Origin of the sequence: Photobacterium minamisatsumaniensis (assembly GCF_050336695.1) — a bacterium.
Classification (GTDB): Bacteria; Pseudomonadota; Gammaproteobacteria; order Enterobacterales; family Vibrionaceae; genus Photobacterium; species Photobacterium minamisatsumaniensis.
In genome coordinates this window covers 22,667-44,186 of record NZ_JAKJSI010000029.1, presented here as the reverse complement: position 1 = coordinate 44,186, position 21,520 = coordinate 22,667, and the positions used below count along the sequence as shown (strand labels likewise).

The following is a 21,520-nucleotide window of genomic DNA, read 5'->3' as shown; positions in this document are numbered from 1 at the left end:
AATGAAAATATTCACCAAAGCGGCACTCGGTATCGCGCTGTTACCCTGTATGTCATTTGCAGCTCAGCAGCCTGCAGCCCTATCACCTGCTGAGAATGACAACACCAACTTTATTGTGGTTTTGGTCGACGACCTTGGCTACGACGAATCTGGCTTTATGGGTGCAGATGATATGTTCACGCCCAATCTCGATAAAATAGCGGCAGGCGGTACCCACTTTACCCAAGGCTATGTCACCTCATCTGTCTGCGGCCCTTCTCGTGCTGGTTTAATTTCAGGCCGTTACCAAGACAGGTTGGGTATTTGGGGGAATTTCACTCGTCATGCCCAAAGAGGCTTTCCGACTAACCAGCCAATGATGCAAGACCACTTCAAAGAGGCGGGCTATACGACAGGTGCCATTGGAAAGTGGCATTTTGGTCAGAATCAAGAAGAGCACAAACCTTGGAACCGTAACTTCGACTATTTTTACGGTTTTTTGGCCGGTGGTCACGATTATTTCTATGCAAACAAGGAATATAAAGGCAAGCCAAATCGATCCCCTATTCATCGTAACGAAGCGATTGTCGACTATAAAAATGGCACCTATCTAACCAACGAATTTAGCCGAGAAGCCGTTGAATTTATTGAAAAGAACCATGAAGATCCATTCTTCTTGTATCTCGCTTACAATGCTGTGCATGCACCTTACCAAGCCCCTGAAAGCTACCTTAAACGAGTAGATGAACTTAAAGGGGGGGATTTCGCAACCAAACATCGCCGTATTATTGCCGCCATGTTGCTGGCAATGGATGACGGTTTAGGCGATATCATGTCAACGCTTGAAGAAAAAGGCATCGATGACAACACTGCGATTGTATTCTTATCCGACAATGGTTACCAAACCATTGTTCGCCGTACAGACCCAGTCAACCTCGCAGGCAACCCAGCCGATCTAAGAGGCTTTAAAGGGGATACCTTTGAGGGTGGCATTCGAGTCCCATTTGTCATTAACTGGCCTGGCGTTGTACCGGCAGGAAAGCAGTATACGAAACCTGTCATTTCATTAGATATTTTGCCTACAATAACCCGCGATATTCCTTTGGTTGAAAACACCCCTGAGCTGGACGGGGTTGATCTTATCCCTTACCTAAACGGCGAAATCGAAAGCAGACCACATGAAGCCCTGTTCTTCCGCTTTTTCCATGACATTGCCTACCGTAAAGGCGATTGGGTACTTACATGGAACGACCAGCACAAAGTCGCAGGTGAAAAACGTGCCAATCGCGAACTGGTTAAAGAAGATGTCAAAGCCATGCTGTTTAACCTCAATGACGATGTTGCCCAGCGCCGTGACCTAAGGAATGAAGAGCCTGAAAAGTTTGATGAACTATTCAACGACTACTTGGCATTGCTAGAAGAGTTCCCAGAGCCAGAATACCCAGCACTGTTCAAGACTCCTTACACAGTTGAGTTTACTGAAGATCTTTAACTAATCTTCACCCGACAATGAAAAACAACACAATGGGCAGCCCTAACCTATAAGGACAAGAGCAAGCCTCACTTAAAGGCTAGTGACGCAGCTCCCTAGCAGATACCTACTGGCTGACATGAGGTTAGTCGGTTTTCTGCTAGGTTAGTGCCTTTTTTCAATACATATATAAAGGAAATTGAATGAAAGTCTGCGGGTTACTATGTGGCTGTTTATCTTTAGTTAGCGTTTCAGCTTTCAGCTTCCCTGAAGCACGGTTAACAAACGATGTAGTTGAAATGGCGATCTACCTACCAGATGCCGAAGCAGGTTCTTACCGCTCCGTTCGCTTCGATTGGTCAGGCTTAATTCACTCGCTTAAATTTGAAGGTGTGGAATACTTCGGTCGCTGGCGCCCTGAGCCTGTACATGATCCGGAACTGCACTTCAGCGTGAAAGGGCCGGCTCAGATATTCGATAATCTAGGCTATGGTGAATCCGATACTTTTGTTCGTATCGGTATCGGTGTTCTGGAAAAACCAGAAGACGAGAAACGATTTAACTTTACCAACCCCTACCAGATTCTTGACCATGGTGAATGGCAAGTTAACGCTTTAGAAGACAGTGTCGAGTTCATTCACACGCTACGAGCCGATAATGGTTACAGCTATCGTTATCAGAAAAACATTAGTTTGAATGAGCAAGGGTTCACCATGTCACATCTACTGGAAAACACGGGTGAGAAACTGATTGAAACCAACGTCTTTAATCACCACTTTTTTGTCATTGATGACCAGGATGTTAATGAACAATATCAAGTATTTTTTCCTTTTACGCCGGAAAAACACAAGAGTGAGTCACGTGTAAAACTACAAAATGATAGCCTCAAGATACTTGACTCAATCCGCGATGATAAGCGACTGTACGTTCCACTGACGGGGTTTAGCAATACCCCTAATGATCACCAGTTTCGCGTCCATCACCGTGAACTAAACAGAGGTATTAATGTTCAGGTAGACCAACCATTAAACAAGCTAGTCATTTGGGCAAATGACCGTTCACTGTCTCCGGAAAACTTCATTGAGGTCAATGTACCTGTCGGGCAAAGCTTCAATTGGACCGCTGAGTACCAAGTTTATTGATCCCTCGTCCGTAGACAATAAAAAATGCGCTAATGGTAGTCAGCGCATTTTTATTTTCTCATTCAGCGGCACCCAGCATTGGCAGAATCTGATTATTTGGCCATCTTGGGAGAGGACAACTTGGAGACGCCAGTCTCGTTAAATGCCTCGACCGCGAAATAATAGCCTTTATGAATGTCTAGTGAGCGAATCTCCTTTTGACCATCAAACTCATCACCCCATATCTGGTAGGTATGATAAAGCTTATCCGGGGCAATACCGAAGCGTACGTTATAACCAACAGCGCCTTCCACCGCCTGCCAAGCCACATATACGTTGCGGCGATCAGTATCTCGCTTCACCGTTACTTGTTCAGGCATAGCTGGCAACTCATCATTGGCAGAGCCAAACACCCGTAATCCATTCAACGCCAGATGTTTCACCCCAACATTAACATTCTCAAAGCGCACGAAACGGGCTGTGACCGGCTCGTCCAACTCAATGTAGATATTTGACCGATTTTCCTGCTTATCGAGATTATTGCTGACCTCCGTCCAGGTCTTATTATCTCTGGACAGCAAAAGACGGTAATGGGTATAGATCCGCTGCTTATATTCCGCAATCCTGTTATCTCTTGGTAACGGCGCCCGATACTCTTCACCAGCCACCATGTAATCGGCATAATTGATTTGAACTGCATTGACCGTTTTATCGCCTTGCAGATCCACCACAACATGCTGGGCATCATTGTTCTTACCCGCAACCCAGAAGTTGCGAGGATTTTCATTCGTCACAAAGCCCGCATAAAAAGTACGGCCATTCTCGGGAGGCAGTTCGGACGTCGCCCAAGCTGGCTTATTGTAGGACAGTAACATCCAGCCAGTGAACAGATCATTGGGATCACTGTACTTACCCGTTGGCGCAAATTGCGGGAAGTCAGCAAAACGGGCCGTTGAATATAAAATGCCATCGTCGTCGATTGCAGACGGTAGAATCACATTTCGCCGCTCGAACACCCAATTAACCCCAAACCAATTAGAGCCACTGCGCCAGATATTACCAAAGGCATCTTTAAAGGTGTTGCCATGACCAGCGCCATGAACATAGCCTCCAGGCTTATAAGTCACCGGGTTGTGCTCCTGGTAAGTGAACGGCCCCAAAGGGGACTTGCCGATATAGACCCCATCGCCATACACGTTTCCATCTGAACCGGGACCAGCGTAGGAAAGATAGTAGGTATCGCCATGTTTAAGCATTTCCGGCCCTTCCACGTAGGGGGCTTGAGGGGAAGTATGGTCAAAGCCCATCCGCTCCCAACCATGCACATCTGGATGCATAGCAAGCAGAGGCTTGGCAAAGCGGTCGATATACAAGCCGTCTTTATTATTTCGATTGATTTTAGCCCCCCACAATGGATATAAATTTGAGGAGCCCCAGTATACGTACCACTGCTCATCCTCGTGGTAAAGCGCCGGGTCCCAGAGGTTCCTATCTCCAACAACAGGGAAGCCTAGGTCCTCATCGGCCACCTTCCATTTACCTGATGCCGGGTCATCAGAGACGAACAGCGTTGTCAGACCGCCTTTACGATTGGATGACAGCAGGTAGATCTTACTATCCTTCGCCAAGGCTGCCGGTGCTATCATATCTTTCCATTCCAGCCCGGTCTGCGGATCTTTCTCGGTAGTAGGATCCGAGCCGGAACCCGGCGTAAAGTAGCTCACAGGCCATTCACCAGTCGGCTTAATATGCTGCCAGGTCACTAGATCTTCGGACATCCAATATCCCCGCCCCTGACTGGCAAACAAAAAATAGCCCTGATGCTTGCCATCTTTTTCAAAGCTTACGACAACCGGATCTGCGCTTTGCCGAGTAACCAAACCTTCAGCCTTAATGAATTGGCGACGTTCCGGAATCCTTTCACCATACTGATATTCGAGATCCATAGGGTTAATATAAGTACGATCAGCCAACACACCAGTACTAAACATGGACAAAGCCACTAGAGATAAAATTTTTCTCATACATCCCTTTATTTATAAATAAGATTCAAGCACTTGGTACTCGAATAAATAACCGTCATACAACATATGAAGTAAATTATAAGGAGACGGATAAAATTAAATATTTCAACACTCAGGTTAATAACAAAGTGCCAGATTTATTAACCTGACACTAAGGTGATTCAAACCGTAAAAACACTCATTAATTCATAATCAACTGGCTTACGGAGAATGTGCCACGTCGATTTGAACTAAACTCAAAGCGCCACTGCCTTGCTGTTTGGTTAACGGCAAATCCTTGGTTAGCTTTCTGAGCGGGCAATGTAGCTAACTTCTGCCATTCACCACTTTCATCAAGGTAAGTCACAATCAGTTCAATAGAGTTAAAGAACTCTGTCTGTCCTAGGCGTTCCTCTATCACCGGTTTAATGTGCTTGATGTGTTGAGGCTGACCATAATCAACTTCGAACCACATATCATTTGGGTTGCGGGGCGACGGTAACCAACGAGTTTCATTGCTGCCATCCAACACTTTGTCAGAGAAATGAGCCTTTGGATGCTGTCCTTTGTCTACGTAATTATTGTGACTACGCGCTATAGGGAATACTGTGGCTAATGGTTCTTCACTGGTCGCATAAAACCCCGCCTCAAATAGCTCAATACCATAAAAATCAAAAGTTCCGTTGGCTGTTGTTTCTAAACGTACTTCCGTAGTCCCAGATTCAGTCAAATCAATTTGACCAATGTGTAAGTTTAGAGGCTCAGGGAATTCGCCCGTTGCTTGCAGCGTGAAAGGATACGCTTTATCGCCAACATAAAGGGTTATCTCCTGTGCTTTCTCACTACGATAGGTGGAAACGACATCAAAAGCCCCCGTCTGGCGAGTAATGGTGGTTTCCCATGACAGCGCCTCTTTTTTCCCATCCAAGAACTGGCGAGCTCCACGGTAAACAACCGCTTCCCCGTCGTAGTCAGCGTTCAAAGCGTGCATGCCAATGTTGCCATCCGGCCCTTGTAGGGCATTACCCAAAGGCAAAATAGTCAACTCACCCATATTGACCCGAGAAAAACCTTCAGAGGCAGGGGCCAGAGTTAGGGTTTGTTCACCCGCTTGAGTGACAACAATTTCCCCAACAATGGTCGGCTTTGGATATTTACGGCGCATATTCTCATCACCCGTGGCTGGAATGATCAGATTTGCGGTATTATCACCCAGTGTTAACTGCATGCGGGATTCATCCTTGTTTCCATGGAACATCTGCACCGCATAACGTCCCGGCTCAGCAAAATCCACGCCCCAACTGGCAGAGCTTTCAGCCCCAGACCAGTCTATTAAGCTGTTGTACCAGCTATTATAATGAACACTCGTGGTATCGGCATCTAAGGAGCGAAGCACCATACCATCAACGGTCATCACACCCGTCACTTCTTCTATCTCCAGTTCACCCTCTATGTCTAGAACAACCGTAGAGCTATATTGGTCTGGTGCCTGCTCTGGGACAGCAATAGTTACTCCCTTATCATTGTGGCTGATCTTCAGCGGCGTTTTTTCGTTATCAGCTAAGATATAAGCTGACAGTTTTTCATTGGCAACACCGAGCACCTGTAGCTCACCATTTTGGGGCCAATCATAAACATGCAGGTATAGCGTTACACCATCATCATGTATACGTTGCGTTGTTGCCCCACGGAAAGCCTGTTGGAATAGAAACGGGGTCGCCGTGGTTCCATGAATAGACTCGCCGTTAACATCCATCCATTGACTAATATCCCGCAAACGTTCGATGGATGCTTGTGGGAAGCTGCCGTCGGGTTTTGGACCAATGTTCAATAGATAATTGCCACCTTTACTGACAACGCCGGTAAGGTTATGGATCAATTCAGCAGTACTCTTCCAGTCTTGGTCTGAGCGACGATAACCCCAAGTGTTATTCATCGTCATGCAGCTTTCCCAGTACGAATCAAGCAGGGGAACAGGTGGAATAGATTGCTCATGAGTATCAAAATCACCAAAGTGCAGTGAGTTTTGACGGCTAGCAAGTCGACGGTTAGAAACGATTTGTGGTTGATTACCCCAAAGGATGTCTGCCATTGTCTGAACCTGACCATCCGTTATGTTTTTAGGCATATCCCACCAAAACATATCCAGCTTGCCATAGTTGGTCGTTAATTCTTCAAGCTGTGGGAAAGCAACATCATTCATATATTGATTGAATCGCTCAGGCCATTTCGAACGATCGAGAGAAGGGTATGGGGAATAAGAACGATCCCAATGTGCTCCACCTTCATCACCATGGTTCCCCCAGTCTAAAGATTGTGAGTAATACAGGCCGAAGCGCAAACCCGCGTCATCAGCGGCATTTTTCAGAGGGGTTATTGTATCTTTGCCCCACGTTGAACCTTTGACCCCCCAGTCACTGGTTTCGGTGTCAAACATGGCAAAACCATCATGGTGTTTGGCAGTCAATACCATATAAGTCATACCGGCATCTTTCGCCAACTTCACCCATTCAACAGGGTCATAGGCTACGGGATTAAACTCTTTCGCTAAATCGACATATTCTTGCGCCGGAATACGGGCGTTGTTCCAAATCCATTCCGCGTAACGTGGTGTGTCGACCCCCTTATACTCACCTTCAAACATGGAATAAACACCCCAATGGATGAACATGCCAAATTTGGCATCACGGAACCAGGCCATACGTTCGTCACGAGTCGCATTGAGGTCTTGTCCTGCAGCAATTAATGGGGCTTCATTTGCATATAATAGTGCTGGCTGAGCTAACTGGATGGCAAGACACCCTGCTAACACAGACAAACGGAATGGAAATACCTGCATTGTTTCTACCTACATTTGTAATTCAAAAAAGCTTTATATGGGGAAGAACATTCGCCGTTTTATATCAACGACGAATATTTCATTGGACTAACAAAAAATAGAAATAACTATTCAACCGTTATGGCACCTGACAGCAATATATTGTCCGACGCATCTCCTACTCGGATTCCGTATTTATCGCCTAGCATCCAACCATTGGTTTTCTCGTCCCAATAGGCCAAATCAGCGACATCGAAGGTTAAGGTAACATCGCGTTTTTCGCCGGCCTCAAGCGACACCCGTTCGAACGCCTTCAAACGCTGAATAGGTTTTTCGCTGCGATCAAACATATCCGCAACGTAGACCTGAATGACTTCATCACCTGCGACTTTACCGGTATTTTCCACCGAGACTGTGACATCAATTTGGCCATCTTTAGTAACGTTGTTACCTAACTTCAAACCTGACAAAGCAAACTGGGTATAGCTCAACCCATGACCGAAGGCCCATAACGGTTCTTTATCGAAGTACAGGTAAGTGCGCCCTTTGCTAATGTCGTAATCATTGAATGCTGGTAAATCGCTCCAACTTTTAACAAAAGTCATTGGTAGCTTGCCGCCAGGGTTATTGTCACCAAACAAGGTATTGGCAATGGCAACACCGCCCTGCTCACCTGGGTACCAGCTTTGTAAAATAGCTGGCACATTATCTTTTAACCAAGGGCTTTCAATAGAAGAACCCGATTGCAGCACCACTACGGTATTAGAATTAGCGGCAACCACTTGCTCTAGGAGTTCTGTTTGCTCACGAGGTAGTCCTTCCGCGATACGGTCTATAGATTCACGCTCATAATCGGTCGATAGTCCCATTATCGCAATAACGGCATCGGCATTTTTTGCTGCAACAAGCTCTTGACCAGAAAGCGCTGAATTAACCGTTGGAAGCTTCCAACCAAAAGTCAGTTCATGATTCTGTGCATGGGGCAGGCGCATGGTATAGAGTTCAAGCTCGTAGCTTTGCTCCCCATTTAATTCAATTTCGACCTGTGACGGTAAACGTTTATTCGGATCACTGTGACTGCGTAACACCGTCGAACCGTTGACATTCAAAGTAACGTTAGCCCCGATGCTCTCAAACCCTAACGTATAAAGACCACTTTGTGGTGGTACTATCGTTGTCGAGTAGCGAACAGAATAACGGCCTCCTTTTTTCAGGGCAGAGTTAGGTAAAACGCCATTCCAATTGAAATCAATATCCCCAGCAGTATCACTTGCAATAGGCTCGCCATAAGCACCATTATTACTGAAATAATCGGCGTTCCACACCCCCATTCCTTGCGTATCAAGTGAGGTAATGTTATCCATTGGAATTGACGTTAATGTCTCTTGGTTTCCTTGCCACGGTACATAGATAACCTCGACATCATCTCCTAAATATTCAGTAATCCCTTTAAGTGGTGTGACAGGGTTTCTTGGTGTACCGGCATAGGTACCAAAATTGAGGACATTCGCATTTGGGCCAATAACTGCAACCGTTTTTAATGCTGATTTATCGAGAGGAAGTAATGGTGAGCCGTCAACCGGTTCATTTTGTAATAACACCATACTTTTTTCAGCTAATTCAAGCGCTAGCGGTTTAAAAGTTGTCATAATGTCAAACGGCACGTCTTTCCATGGCGATAGCTCTTCGGGATCAAACATGCCTAAACGTAAGCCAACACGCATGGTATTTCGGAATGCTCGGTCCAGTTGTTCAGAACTGGTTTTACCTTGCTTGATTGCCGTTATTGCTTCTTGCCGGAATAAACGGGTATTGTCAAAATCTAACGTTTCAGCATTTAGTACTGCTGCGACCGAATCAACATGGGATTCATAAATATCATGGCCATGAAATCCGCGCTCTCCCCAGCCTTTCGTGGTCATTAATATAGACCCATAATCACCAAGAACAAACCCGTTAAAGCCCCACTCTCCTCGAAGAACATCTTTGATTAACCATGTATTGGTAACGGCTGGCTCATCATTCAGTGAGTTATAAGCGGTCATGACAATCTGAGCATTAGCCTCTTGAATCACTTGCTTATAAGCAGGGAAATAATATTCTCTTAGCTGTTTTTCTGAAATGTCAGCGTTGCCGTGAAAGCGGTTATGTTCTTCATTGTTAGCAACGAAGTGTTTTGCACCCGCCGCTGTTTTTAGATATGTAGGATGATCACCCTGTAAACCATTAACATAAGCACTGGCCATCGTGCCATTGATTAGTGGGTCTTCACCATACGCTTCTTGTGTTCGTCCCCAGCGAGGGTCGCGGGCAATATTAATAACAGGAGACCAAAACGTTAACGGGCCACGCTTACCATCTTTTATTACTGGGCCATTATGATATTGCGCTCTTGCTTCGTCCGAAACCGCATCTCCCATACGGGTTAACGCCTCGGGATCCCAAGTCGCAGCCAAGCCAATTGATTGAGGAAAAACGGTAGCTGCATTTTGTCGGGGGGATGCCAAGCCATGAAGAGCCTCGCCCGGCATAAATGAGGTTAACCCATAACGAGGAACGCCTTCGTTCCACAGTGAGATCATATTGCCTTTTTCTTTATCTGTTAACCGAGCACTAATGTCATCTAGTCGCTCTTCGATTGTGAGCATGTGATCAAAAAATGCAATATTCTCTTGGTTATCATAGTCTTGATTGCTGGCATTTACGCCCATGGCAACAGCAGATAGACTTGCACCAATGGCCATCGTTTTTAGTTTCATCCTTGCCTCAATTTAAACGTTTCGACTACAGTTAAGGCTATCAAATCACTTGGTTTAAAACTAATCACAAAGCATGCAAAATGTCATTTTTGAGAGCTATGTTTACCCTAAAGAAACATAAAAAAACCTCTCTATCATTATCGCTAATACATAAGACGACAGCTCTGGATTAGAGCTATTTTTCAGAGACCTAAGTGATTTTTTACCGCATATGCCATCTTTTGGGCACCATACCTATTAGGGTGAACACCATCGGCTTGGAATAAGCCCTCATCCAGTAACGGAGAATAGAAATCGACGACCTGCAAATGATACTTTGCCGCAAGTTCGCGCACCAAAAGGCGTGCATGCACAAGATTACCTTCATTCACATCCCACTCCCCAGACTGGTTAAATGCAGGAGCAGGCAGCCCCAGCAATACGATGGGTGTTAGTGCTAAATATTCTTCCAGCAACAGAGTAAGATCTTTTTGATATTGCTGCTCATTCCAAAAACTGGCTTTCGAGTCATTCGCCCCTAGGGTAAGGATCACCATATCGGGTTCTGACTCAAGGCTCTGCTGATAAACATCACGAGTGATATAAGGCCCGCGTTTTGGTGTGGTCCGAATGGCTGTCGCCCCATTGGATCCAAAGTTGCCCACTGTATAGTTATCCCCCAGTAACTGTTGCAGTTGAGCGGGATAACTCAAATTCTCACGCTCCTTGATATTCATACCAAACGTGGTCGAGTCTCCGACACAAGCTATGTGGATCGTATTATCACTACCTGCTATCGCTTGGATTGGAAACATCGATAGAAATGGCAGCAACAAACATATCATCCTGAAACTAAAAAATGGTACCGACATCAATAACAGTCCTCATTCAAAACATACCGGTTAATCAAGCAACACAGCGTTTCTACACAGTGAAGCGTTTCACTTCTGATGATAGAGATTTCGCAAGTTCAGCAATCGACTGTGATGCTGTTTGGCTAGATTCAGAGTCTAAAGCGGTCTTATCCGCTAAGGTATTTATCTCATACACATTGGTATTAACATCAGCCGTGACCACCGCTTGTTGCTCAGCAGCAGAAGCAATTTGGATATTCTTTTCGGCAATGCTAGCAACTGTCTCTGTAATGCCTTTCAATGAATCCCCTGCTTGCTTGGTTTTTTCGGTGCTTTCACGGGCGTATTGATCCCCCGAGTCCATCCGTTCAATAGCTTGCTGGCAGCCCGTTTGTAAACGCGCAATCATATTTTGAATATCTTGAGTGGCATCTTTAGTTCGTTGCGCCAACGATCGAACTTCGTCAGCAACAACGGCAAAACCACGACCGTAGCTGCCAGCTCGTGCTGCTTCTATTGCTGCATTTAATGCCAATAAGTTAGTCTGGTCGGAAATATCGCGAATGGTGTCAGACACACTACCAATATCTTGGGAATGTTGGCCAAGTTCATTAATAACAACTTTCGCGTGCTCAATTTCCTGAGCCAACTCAATCGATTGTGTTATCGCTTCATTGACAATACCTAGTCCAGACTGTGCTAAATCGTCAGACTGTTGTGAGGCCTCAGCTGCCGCTACAGCGCTTGCTGCAACATCACTTACCGTTGCAGTGAGCTCTTCTGTCGCGGTAGCAATTTGTTGAATTTGTGTTTGTTGTGAGGCGGCATTCGATGCTGTTTGCTTACTCAAGTTGGTGTTCTGCTGAGACACACTGCTCAACTCTGTCGCTGAATGACCAATGAGAGAAACAGTTTGCTGAAAGCTAGCCGCAATTTGATTAACCGCATCGGCAATAACCGTAAATTCATCCTGCCCATTCACTTGCGCACGACAAGTTAGATCACCATTAGCAATACTGTTTGCTGTTGATTGTAATCCCTTCAATGCAAAAACAATCCGTCGAACGGTGACAAATGCAATAGCGACTAAGATCAAGGTGCTAAGGATCAAAGCCGCTGTCATACTAAAGACAAAACGTTGTCCGCTACTGACAGAGCTAGCGTACGCATCCCGAGCTTCTGTGGCACTCAAGTCATTCATGCTATTTAGTAGTACTTTTAGCTGCTCTATTGAGGGGTTGATAGTATTGAGCAGTAAAAGATTCGCTTGCTCAAAATCCTCGTCGGCAAGCAAATCGACAACTTCTTCAAAACCAGAAAAAAATATTTCATCCATTAAAGATTCGGCACGCGTTGCGGTCTGAGCTAAAGATGTGCCCATATTAAACGCCATGAGATCGAAAAAAAGCGCCTGTAAATCATCATAGCTATCGAGGATTAAGTCAGTATGATTCGAGATTGGATGCTCATGATAGTTGGCACTAATACCACTTGGGTCATGCTGAATCGCCAGCATCGAGTGTACTCGAGCTTGCTCAACACGCTGCTGAATATCGCTGATAGTGATAATTTTCGCTAAATCGTCTTCAACCAACAACGCAGTTTGATTAGATATTAAATTAAGTCCCGTTAATCCTTCATAGCCGACAAATGCAATAGAACAAAAGGCAATTGCGATAGTGACGATTAACCGGTTGGTTATTTTTCTTATCCATATAAGTAATGATGACATAGTTATTTTTATTCTCTTTTTGTAGGGTGTTATTATTTTTCAGAGCTCAAAAACTAAGCACAGTTTCAGTACCGGAGTGGCATGCATACCCCAGCGCAGAGCTGGGGTACTAATTATTTGTCTTTGGTGCTTGGTGCTTGGCTATTGACTAGTAACTTGGTAGCTATGAGGAAACAGTTCTTGCAGAGTTGGTGCAGGTTTATACTCTAATGGAAGATTCACCCACTCACTGCGTGGCGGCACATCGTATTTAATTTCAAGCTTAGTGATTTCCGCTTTTAAGCGGGCGATTTCCTGCTGGTAACGAGGATCGTTGATGGCGTTATTCATCTCGGTTGGATCTTCGTCAATATCGTAGAATTCCCATTCATCAATATCATAGTAGAAATGCATCAGCTTATAACGGCTGTCACGTGTACCATAGTGGCGTGTTACATCATGCATCGCAGGATATTCATAAAAATGATAATACAGTGACTGACGCCAATCTGCTGGCGATTCGCCGTTTAATAACGGTACCATCGATTCACCTTGAATATCAGACGGTACAGCAACACCCGCATATTCCAAGAATGTTGGGGCATAATCGATATTTTGCACCATGTGATCAACAACGGTGCCCGGCTTTATTTTATTTGGGTATTGGATTAACAATGGGGCACGGAACGACTCTTCATACATAAACCGCTTATCGAACCAGCCATGCTCCCCCATGTAGAAGCCCTGATCGGAGGTATATACGACAATCGTATTATCAGCCATATTATTGGCTTCTAGGTAATCAAGCACTTCACCAACCGATTCATCAACTGAAATAATGGTGGCTAAATAATCTTGCAGGTAACGTTGGTATTTCCATATTGCAATTTCTTTGTCTGTCATGCCCGCTTCATTGGCATTAAACCAATCATTGCGATCTTGGTAGGCTTCATCCCACGCTTTACGCTGTTCAGGTGTTAAACGTGCCAATAGAAACGGCCAAATATCTTCACGCCATTCAGTGTCACCAACGCCTTTGGTCATTTTTAAATCATGGCCTTCTTGCGCATCACGATAAATCGTCATGGTTTGCATGGCAGCCGCCGCACGCCCTTCATACGTATCGAAGTAATTATCAGGAACTGGGAAGGTCGTGTTCTCAAATGCTTTCATATGCTGAGGGGCTGGCATCCAATTACGGTGGGGTGCTTTATGGTGCAACAACAACGCAAAGGGCTCATCACTGTCTTTCTGCTCTTCCAGCCAGCGCAACGACTTTTGTGTGATCAGCTCTGTGGTGTAGCCATGCTCGCGCTTAACCCCCTGAGCTGTAATGAAATCAGGGTTATAGTATTCGCCTTGATCATTGAGAATTTCCCAATGGTCAAAATCAATGCCTTCCGGTGTTAGGTTAATGTGCCATTTACCGATACATGCTGTGTTATAGCCATGAGATTTTAGTAATCTTGGCCACGTTGGCTGATGACCATCAAATAACTGACCATTGTGATTAAACCCATTCTTATGGCCAAACTTGCCAGTCAGCATTGCCGCACGAGATGGGCCGCATAGCGAGTTGGTTACGAAAGATTGGTCGAACCGTGCACCATTTTTAGCGATACGATCAAGATTCGGGGTCGGAGCCAAATGGGCGATATCACTGTTATAAGCACTTAAAGCACGAATAGCGTGATCATCTGACATGATGTAGATGATGTTAGGACGAGGCTGAGATTGCTGAACAGAGGCATTCTTATTAGTCATAGCTAACTCTTTAGCAATACCTTGCTCTGGGTTAGCAACAAGGTATTACAAACTTAACGGATATGAACTTAACGATCGTTATCGTTACTGCTTAATTTGAAATGAAGCGTTCAAGGTAGCGTTGCAATCACCACCCACATAAACGTCAACAATTGAGGGTTCTAACGAGAAAGTCTGTTGCAGACCATAGAAACTCAATTTTTCTGCAGACAGAGATAACGTCACTTCTGCCGTCTCACCGGGCAGCAATGTCACTCGGGTAAAATCTTTTAACTCACGTACAGGACGGGTAGTCGATGCTGTCTGCTGGCGTACATAGCACTGAACCACTTCCGTCGCTTTCACCAAACCACTATTGGTCAATGTTACTGTGATATCTTGCGTACTACCCTCAGTCAACTCACTCTGACTTAAGCGCAGGTTGCTGTATTCAAATTGGCCATACGTTAAGCCAAACCCGAATGGGTACAGTGGCGTATCTTTTTGATCTTTATACGGCTGGTAGTCTAAGAAATCACGCATTTTACCCAACGGCTTACGGGCGTAATACATCGGGATCTGACCCGTACTACGCGGTACAGACATCGGTAAACGACCAGATGGTGATACATCGCCAAATAGTAAACGAGCAACGGCGTGACCCGCTTCAGTACCTGACTGCCATGCATATAAAAGTGCGTCAGCATATTGCTCTGTGGCAGCAGAAGGGACGGGACGCCCAGTACATTGTACAACCACTAACGGTTTGCCAACCTGTCCAATAGCTTCAATTAGCGCTTCTTGACCAGCAGGTAATTCGAGCTCGGCAATATTGCGGGCTTCACCTGTACGACGGTGGCTTTCGCCAGTACATAAAATAACAACGTCAGCACGGTGGGCACATTCCACCATCTCATCGGTAAATGCTGCCTCTTCAGTAATCACATCAATAGCGCAATCGAATTTTGATGCCCATTGGGTGATACCTTCATAGATGCTCGTCACATCTTCTGTTCGTCCATCTAAACACCAAGAACCTAAGTGTTGACGCTTCGAATGTGCATGTGGACCAATAACAGCAATCGTCATTGGCTGAACATTAATAGGTAGCACCGCATTGTTTTTCAATAGCACCATGCTCTGTTCTGCCACGGTAAGCGCTTCTGCAACATGGTCAGGATGGCGCATAACGCTTTTGTGTTTAAACTCATCAACGAAAGGCTTTTCAAATAAACCCGCTCTGAATTTAGTACGAAGAACACGACGAACAGCTTCATCAACATGTTCAATATCAATCGCGTCTTTATCTAACAAAGCTTGTAGGTGATCTTCATACGCTTCATTGGTCATAGCCATATCAACGCCAGCTTTCAAGGCTTTTTCAGCCGCTTCTTCTGCATCTTTTGCAATACCAAAATACGCAAGATCGGCAATTGAGCCCCAATCACTAATGACCATACCATCAAATTGTTGCTGCGATTTTAGCCAACCATTGATTAGCGACTCGCTGCCTGAAACGGGTGTACCACCAAGATCATTAAACCCAGACATGATAGTTTCAACGCCGGCTTCTACAGCTGCGGCAAAAGGCGGCAAGTAAACGTTGTGAAGGGTATTGTCTGAGATTTCTGTTGTGTCGTAATCACGACCGCCTTCAGAAGCGCCGTAACCAACAAAGTGTTTGGCACATGCAACCAATGAATCTTCATCTGCTGGAGAATCGCCTTGGAATCCATTTACCACGGCTTTAGCAAATTGGCTTGTTAGGTATGGGTCTTCACCGCTACTTTCGATGACACGTCCCCAACGCGGGTCACGAACAATGTCGAGCATCGGTGCAAATGTCCAATGAATACCCAGTGAAGCCGCTTCTTTGGCAATACAACGATAGGCCTTTTGAACTTGCTTAGGATTCCAAGAGGCTGCCTGTGCCAGTGGAATCGGCAATACCGTTTGCTGACCGTAAATCACATCACGAGCAACAATTAAAGGGATACCTAAACGGCTTTCTTCAACCGCTGCACGCTGAATTTCATTTAGCTGTACCGGATTAACGGTTTCACCTGGCGCATTCCCTGCCCATGCAGTATCAGCCAAAATGCGTGATCCCCAACGACCTTGACGAATATTATCAAGATAAGCGTCACGGTGAGTATTGTATTCCAGCATGGGCGATTGACATAATTGGCCAATTTTTTCTGCCACCGTCATACGAGACAATAAGTCTTCAACTCTATCTTCTACTGGCAAAGTGCTGTTCTGATATGGCGTAACCATACAATACTCCGAAATCTATAAGGCAAATTAATCTCAGTTGAGATCATTAAAAAAAGGCCGCCCCATGGGGCGGCAAAAGACAATAAACGTTATTACTTAACGTCAAACTCTGGGAATGCTTGGGACAAGAACTCTTCCATTTCAGCAGCAAGTTCTTCATTACCGGCTTGCTGAGCGCGCTTCAGCTGCATTAACGCCACTTCTGGCACATATTTGCTATCAAGCTGAACATAAATATCGATGAAAGCTTGTAAGTCATCATCACTTAATAACGGAATAATACGCTGAGGTGCGACTAGCGCTTTCTCGTAAAAAGCAGGACGAATACCAAATAATGCATACTCCCACGACTCGATAACTTGCTGATAACCACCTAAATATTCGTCATCAATTCTAAGTTCTAGTTTGTTCATGCCTTTTAGTGCGAAGACATAATTTTGAGCTGCTTCTTGCTCTACCGCATAATCAAAATAGCTTTTCGAAAGAAAATACGCTTTTCCCCATGCAGCCCAGTACGCGACCAAGACAACGGCCAGAAGCATGGCAATTTTTTTATACTGATTCATTACTTCACCCCTACTCCAGTAAATGCCTTAATAAAGTTCTTCTGCATGAAGAAGAAGACAAAGACCACTGGTACCGCAATCATGGTTGTCATTGCCCAGACCTGCTCAAGGTTACCTGCTGGAATATCTTGCTGGAACTTAAACAGCGCCATTTGCAATGTCAGCATCGAGTCATCACGGATATAAAGTAGCGGTCCCATGAAGTCGTTCCACGCGCCCATGAAGGTCAAGATACCGACTGTGGCCATTGCTGGGCGCATCATTGGTAATACAACCTTAAAGAAGATGCGGAATTCACTGGCACCATCAATTCGGGCAGCTTCAAGGTACGCTTCATCAACCTGCGTCATGAACTGGTAAAGCAAGAAAATGTTATAAGCGCTGATTGCACCAGGAATGATAAGCACACGGTATGTATTTACCCAACCCCAGTCATACATCATCATATAAACCGGAATGGTAAATAGAATCGCTGGCACCATCATCGAAGATAGAATAAGGCGTAACCAAACATGACGGCTAGGCATATTCGTTTTTGCTATTGCATAAGCGACCATTGCAGATAACAGACAATTCAATACCATTACCGACACTGAAACAAAGATAGTATTAAAGAATATGCGCCATAGATTTACACTATCAAACACTTCAGTGTAGCCTTTCATCGACCACGAAGTAGGCAATGAGTTTGGTGAGTGCATTATTTCAGAACCCGATTTAAACGAGTTAATAATCATAAAGAAAAACGGGTATAGAACGATAAGACTTGCGACGAACAAGCCAATATAAATCAACCACTTACCCTTTGCAGAATTATTCATTATTAATCCTTACCCTTTGTCAGTTTCAACTGAAGCATTGTTAGAACAAAGATCACGATGGCCAACAGCAGACCAACGGCTGACGCTTCACCCATCTTCATTTGTTCGAAACCAATTTGGTATAAGTGAAGAACCGGTGTTAATGCCGAATTATGTGGGCCACCTTGTAGATCGAAGTTCATGAAGACTTCAGTAAACATTTGTAGGCCATTAATGACATTAATGGTTAAAACGAAAACAATCTGAGGCCTAATAAGCGGCAATATAATTTTGGTGATTTTACGCCACCAGCCTGCACCATCAATGTCAGCGGCTTCTAGCAACGACTTGTTAATGCTCGCGATACCACCAAGGAAGATGATCATTTGCACACCAAACCACTTCCAAGCACTGAATACCGCAATAACTGGCATAGGAAGCCATTGTTCAAACTTCCAAAATATAGGTGAGCTGAGTAAATTAATATCCATCAGCACGGTTTGAATTGGGCCAGAAGGTCCCGCAATGAAATCGAATATAATCATCGCCACCGTGATAGATGTCACAACCGGAATAAATAATACCGTACGGAATAAGCTCGACAAGAACGTGATTTCATTCAACATTAAAGCCGCGCCCATGGCACAGACAAAACTTAAGGTTATAAAAATAGCCTGATTAAAAAACACATTAAAAATAGATTGCCAGAATTTAAAGTCTGTCGCCGATTTCACCCAGTTGCCTAATCCGACAAACCGCGTGTTTTCAGGGTTAAGAATATTAATATCCAAAAAACTATTTTGCAGTGATAAAAAGAAGGGGTAGAGCATAAAGATTAAGAAGTATGCTACCCATGGCAACATAAACAGGTATGACACCCAGTAACGTTTTATGTTCATGGTTTTATTCCATTTAAATTTAAAATCTGTTTGATGGCTGCAGTTGCCTGCAGCCTTTAATCGAAAACAAAATCGAGCGTTACTTCCGCATTATTTTTTTCACATCTTCCATGGCGGCTTTCACTGCTTCTTCCGGTGTTAATCTATTCATCACAACTGATTGTGAATAATAGTTAAGGATAATACTTGATACTTCTGATACTGCAGCTGTTGACTCATTCATCACGACATGTTGTAGCTGTTCAACAAATGGTTGGATATCAGGCTGTTGAAAATATGGATGATCTTGCAATGACGCTAACGTTGGCAAATTTTGCAGTTGCATATTTGCTTCAAGGTTAAAGTCATCTTCCATTAATAATTCAATAAGTTGCCAGCTACGTTTCTCAATATGACGTGTATTTTTAAATACCATCAACGCACGGCCATCTAAATTAGAATAATGAATATCGCCTTTTTCACGTACGGGAATTGGGGCAATACCAACATCTTCACCAATCACCATTGGCTTGCCTGCTGCATCTTGTAAGTTCACTCGCCAAGCAATGCCATACTGAGGCCACATACCAATGGTACGAGAGAAGAAATTCTGCTCCATCGTCAATGGTGCATACTGCTGCAGCTGCTTCATCGTTTCAAGAAACGGCACCATACCGGCTTCTTCTTTATCAAACACTGGGTGGGTACCGTAACGGTTTAATAGTTGGTACTCACCATCATTGAAGTTGTAATACATTGGTGACAACATATTCCAATACCAACCGCCACTGGCTAATGCATCATTCCATAGCGCAACACCATGAACACGTGACCCGTTTGAACGTGCGGGTAAGTTACTGATCTTTTCTGCTGCTGCAATAAATTCATCCCAAGTCTCAGGCGGTAACTCTGGGTCTAAGCCTGCTTCACGAAACAACTCTTTATTGTAAATCATCATCTGAGTGGTTGCGTGCCATGGAATGTAATACTGGCGGCCAAAATGTTGATCCATGAACTGCGGTTCAATACGTTCTTTTAGTTCATCAAAACCGTCGAACTCATCCAAATACATCAAGCGCCCAAGCTTTGCGTATCGAGGCACCATGTAACCAAAAATACCCGCATATACATTTGGATAATCGCCTGCGGCCATTCGGGTTTCCAAATTACCATCGTTCGTTAATACTAACTCGACATCAGGATAACGCTGCTCATACTCTGGCTTTATGACTTGTTCAACAAATGCCATCTGATCGCCCGATGACACCATAAACTCTATTCTTTCCTTTGCATGAACAGAACTGGTTATGGCAACTAAAAATATTGTAAGCCACTTGTACATCATTTAGTTATCCTTGTGAGGCTGTAGAGTTTCGCCCGGAATACACAAAATAAGGGTATTGCCATGACTTTTGTCATGGCTATACATTAATTAAATGGTAATTCAAGTTTCTAAAAGAAAGTCATTAACAGAACAATTTATTACAATGTTTCTCGCTCAATAATTTGAGTTGGTAATATGGTAACCTGCTCTATTTCTTTATCACCTTTCATTGCACTGAATAATACTTCAACGGCTTTAACACCCATTTCATATTTTTGATGAGTTACAGTACTTAATGCAGGGGTTGTTCTTTCAGATTCTCGAATATTATCAAAACCGATAATTTTCAGTTTTTCTGGAATATTTATATTACATTCATTCGCTGCTCTAATTACACCAAGCGCCATTTCATCATTTGCCGAAAAGATTGCTTCAGGAATAACACCTTGTTCAATCGTTTCCTTCATTTTTAAATAAGCATCTTCTTCTGTGAAATCAGATTTAATAATTAAGTTATTATTAAACTTAACATTATAAAAGCCTAATGCGGCAATGTAACCTTCTAGGCGTTTTTGGTTATCGTAAGAGTCATCTGGACCACAGAAATAATGAACTTCTTCACTGCCACTATTAATTAATTGTTTAGTTGCGCCAAAGGCTCCACCAAAATTATCAATTAGAATATTATAGATATGCGGCGCTTTCACTTCTCGGTCTAGAGCGACGATTGGCAAGTTACTCGACGCGACAGATTTAAGAAAATCATCATCAAACGCATTGCTCAGGATAATCGCACCATCAATCATCTGATCTTTAAGGTATCGGTGTGCTGTCGATTCAGATCCGCCAAATAAGCTACAAGCAATTAAGTCATAACCCATTTCATGTACTTTACGCTCAATGCCCTGAACCAATTCACTATAGATAGGGCCGAACCAAGAGTTAAAGAAGATACCGATAGCACCTACATTTTTCTGTCGGAGACGTTTTGCGTTGCTGTTCGCTGAATAATTCAGCTTTTTGGCTATTTCTAACACATGGTTGCGTGTTTTTTCACTGATACGATCACTATTATTAATAGCGTATGACACAGTAGAAATAGACACATTCGCTTCTCTAGCGACATCTTTAATTGTAGGTCTCATTAGTTCAATCTTATCCCTCACTCAACTCAAATCCACTTGCTGCAATGACTTCAAATACATACAGCGCTTTTTTCTTAAGTATAACGGATTAT

At 44.1% G+C, this 21,520-nt stretch carries 14 protein-coding genes; 2 read left to right on the top strand and 12 right to left on the bottom strand.

All coding sequences use genetic code 11. The features are described from left to right. Window position 1 precedes the first annotated feature (1 nt). Window positions 2-1,471, top strand: coding sequence for a sulfatase-like hydrolase/transferase (locus tag L4D78_RS16115; RefSeq protein WP_428467877.1), 1,470 nt, complete (start codon window positions 2-4; stop codon window positions 1,469-1,471). A gap of 182 nt (window positions 1,472-1,653) precedes the next feature. Continuing rightward, window positions 1,654-2,592, top strand: coding sequence for a hypothetical protein (locus L4D78_RS16110; RefSeq protein ID WP_428467876.1), 939 nt, complete (start codon window positions 1,654-1,656; stop codon window positions 2,590-2,592). A 92-nt stretch (window positions 2,593-2,684) separates the two neighbouring features. On the opposite strand, the gene L4D78_RS16105 is transcribed toward L4D78_RS16110, so the two are convergent. The 12 genes from L4D78_RS16105 to L4D78_RS16050 all read right to left on the bottom strand — a co-directional run bounded on the left by L4D78_RS16105 (window position 2,685) and on the right by L4D78_RS16050 (window position 21,428). Then, window positions 2,685-4,595 (bottom strand): family 43 glycosylhydrolase, encoded by a 1,911-nt coding sequence (locus tag L4D78_RS16105; protein ID WP_428467875.1) that lies wholly within the window; start codon window positions 4,593-4,595, stop codon window positions 2,685-2,687. 181 nt (window positions 4,596-4,776) lie between these two features. After that, complete coding sequence (locus L4D78_RS16100) at window positions 4,777-7,413, bottom strand: alpha-L-fucosidase (RefSeq protein ID WP_428467874.1); 2,637 nt, start codon at window positions 7,411-7,413, stop codon at window positions 4,777-4,779. A gap of 107 nt (window positions 7,414-7,520) precedes the next feature. Continuing rightward, complete coding sequence (locus L4D78_RS16095; protein ID WP_428467873.1) at window positions 7,521-10,151, bottom strand: glycoside hydrolase family 3 C-terminal domain-containing protein; 2,631 nt, start codon at window positions 10,149-10,151, stop codon at window positions 7,521-7,523. A gap of 182 nt (window positions 10,152-10,333) precedes the next feature. Then, window positions 10,334-10,966: a GDSL-type esterase/lipase family protein gene (locus tag L4D78_RS16090; RefSeq protein ID WP_428467872.1), complete on the bottom strand. Its 633-nt coding sequence runs from the start codon at window positions 10,964-10,966 to the stop codon at window positions 10,334-10,336. Between the two features lie 88 nt (window positions 10,967-11,054). Further along, window positions 11,055-12,716 carry a methyl-accepting chemotaxis protein gene (locus L4D78_RS16085; protein WP_428467871.1) on the bottom strand — a complete coding sequence of 554 codons (1,662 nt, stop codon included), beginning with the start codon at window positions 12,714-12,716 and terminating at the stop codon, window positions 11,055-11,057. Between the two features lie 141 nt (window positions 12,717-12,857). Continuing rightward, window positions 12,858-14,459 (bottom strand): sulfatase family protein, encoded by a 1,602-nt coding sequence (locus tag L4D78_RS16080; RefSeq protein WP_428467870.1) that lies wholly within the window; start codon window positions 14,457-14,459, stop codon window positions 12,858-12,860. 84 nt (window positions 14,460-14,543) lie between these two features. Beyond that, window positions 14,544-16,715: a glycoside hydrolase family 3 N-terminal domain-containing protein gene (locus L4D78_RS16075; RefSeq protein WP_428467869.1), complete on the bottom strand. Its 2,172-nt coding sequence runs from the start codon at window positions 16,713-16,715 to the stop codon at window positions 14,544-14,546. 92 nt (window positions 16,716-16,807) lie between these two features. Then, complete coding sequence (locus L4D78_RS16070) at window positions 16,808-17,281, bottom strand: hypothetical protein (RefSeq protein WP_428467868.1); 474 nt, start codon at window positions 17,279-17,281, stop codon at window positions 16,808-16,810. Continuing rightward, window positions 17,281-18,102 (bottom strand): carbohydrate ABC transporter permease, encoded by an 822-nt coding sequence (locus L4D78_RS16065; protein ID WP_428467867.1) that lies wholly within the window; start codon window positions 18,100-18,102, stop codon window positions 17,281-17,283. Before L4D78_RS16065 ends, L4D78_RS16070 begins: the two co-directional genes overlap by 1 nt. A gap of 2 nt (window positions 18,103-18,104) precedes the next feature. Next, entirely contained in the window at window positions 18,105-18,980 is an 876-nt protein-coding gene (locus tag L4D78_RS16060; protein WP_428467866.1) for a carbohydrate ABC transporter permease, read from the bottom strand. Window positions 18,981-19,059: 79 nt separating this feature from the next. Beyond that, the gene (locus L4D78_RS16055; protein WP_428467865.1) at window positions 19,060-20,304 is read right to left on the bottom strand and encodes an extracellular solute-binding protein; all 1,245 of its coding nucleotides are present in this window, start codon (window positions 20,302-20,304) and stop codon (window positions 19,060-19,062) included. A gap of 137 nt (window positions 20,305-20,441) precedes the next feature. Further along, complete coding sequence (locus tag L4D78_RS16050) at window positions 20,442-21,428, bottom strand: LacI family DNA-binding transcriptional regulator (RefSeq protein ID WP_428467864.1); 987 nt, start codon at window positions 21,426-21,428, stop codon at window positions 20,442-20,444. Between the last annotated feature and the right edge of the window lie 92 nt (window positions 21,429-21,520).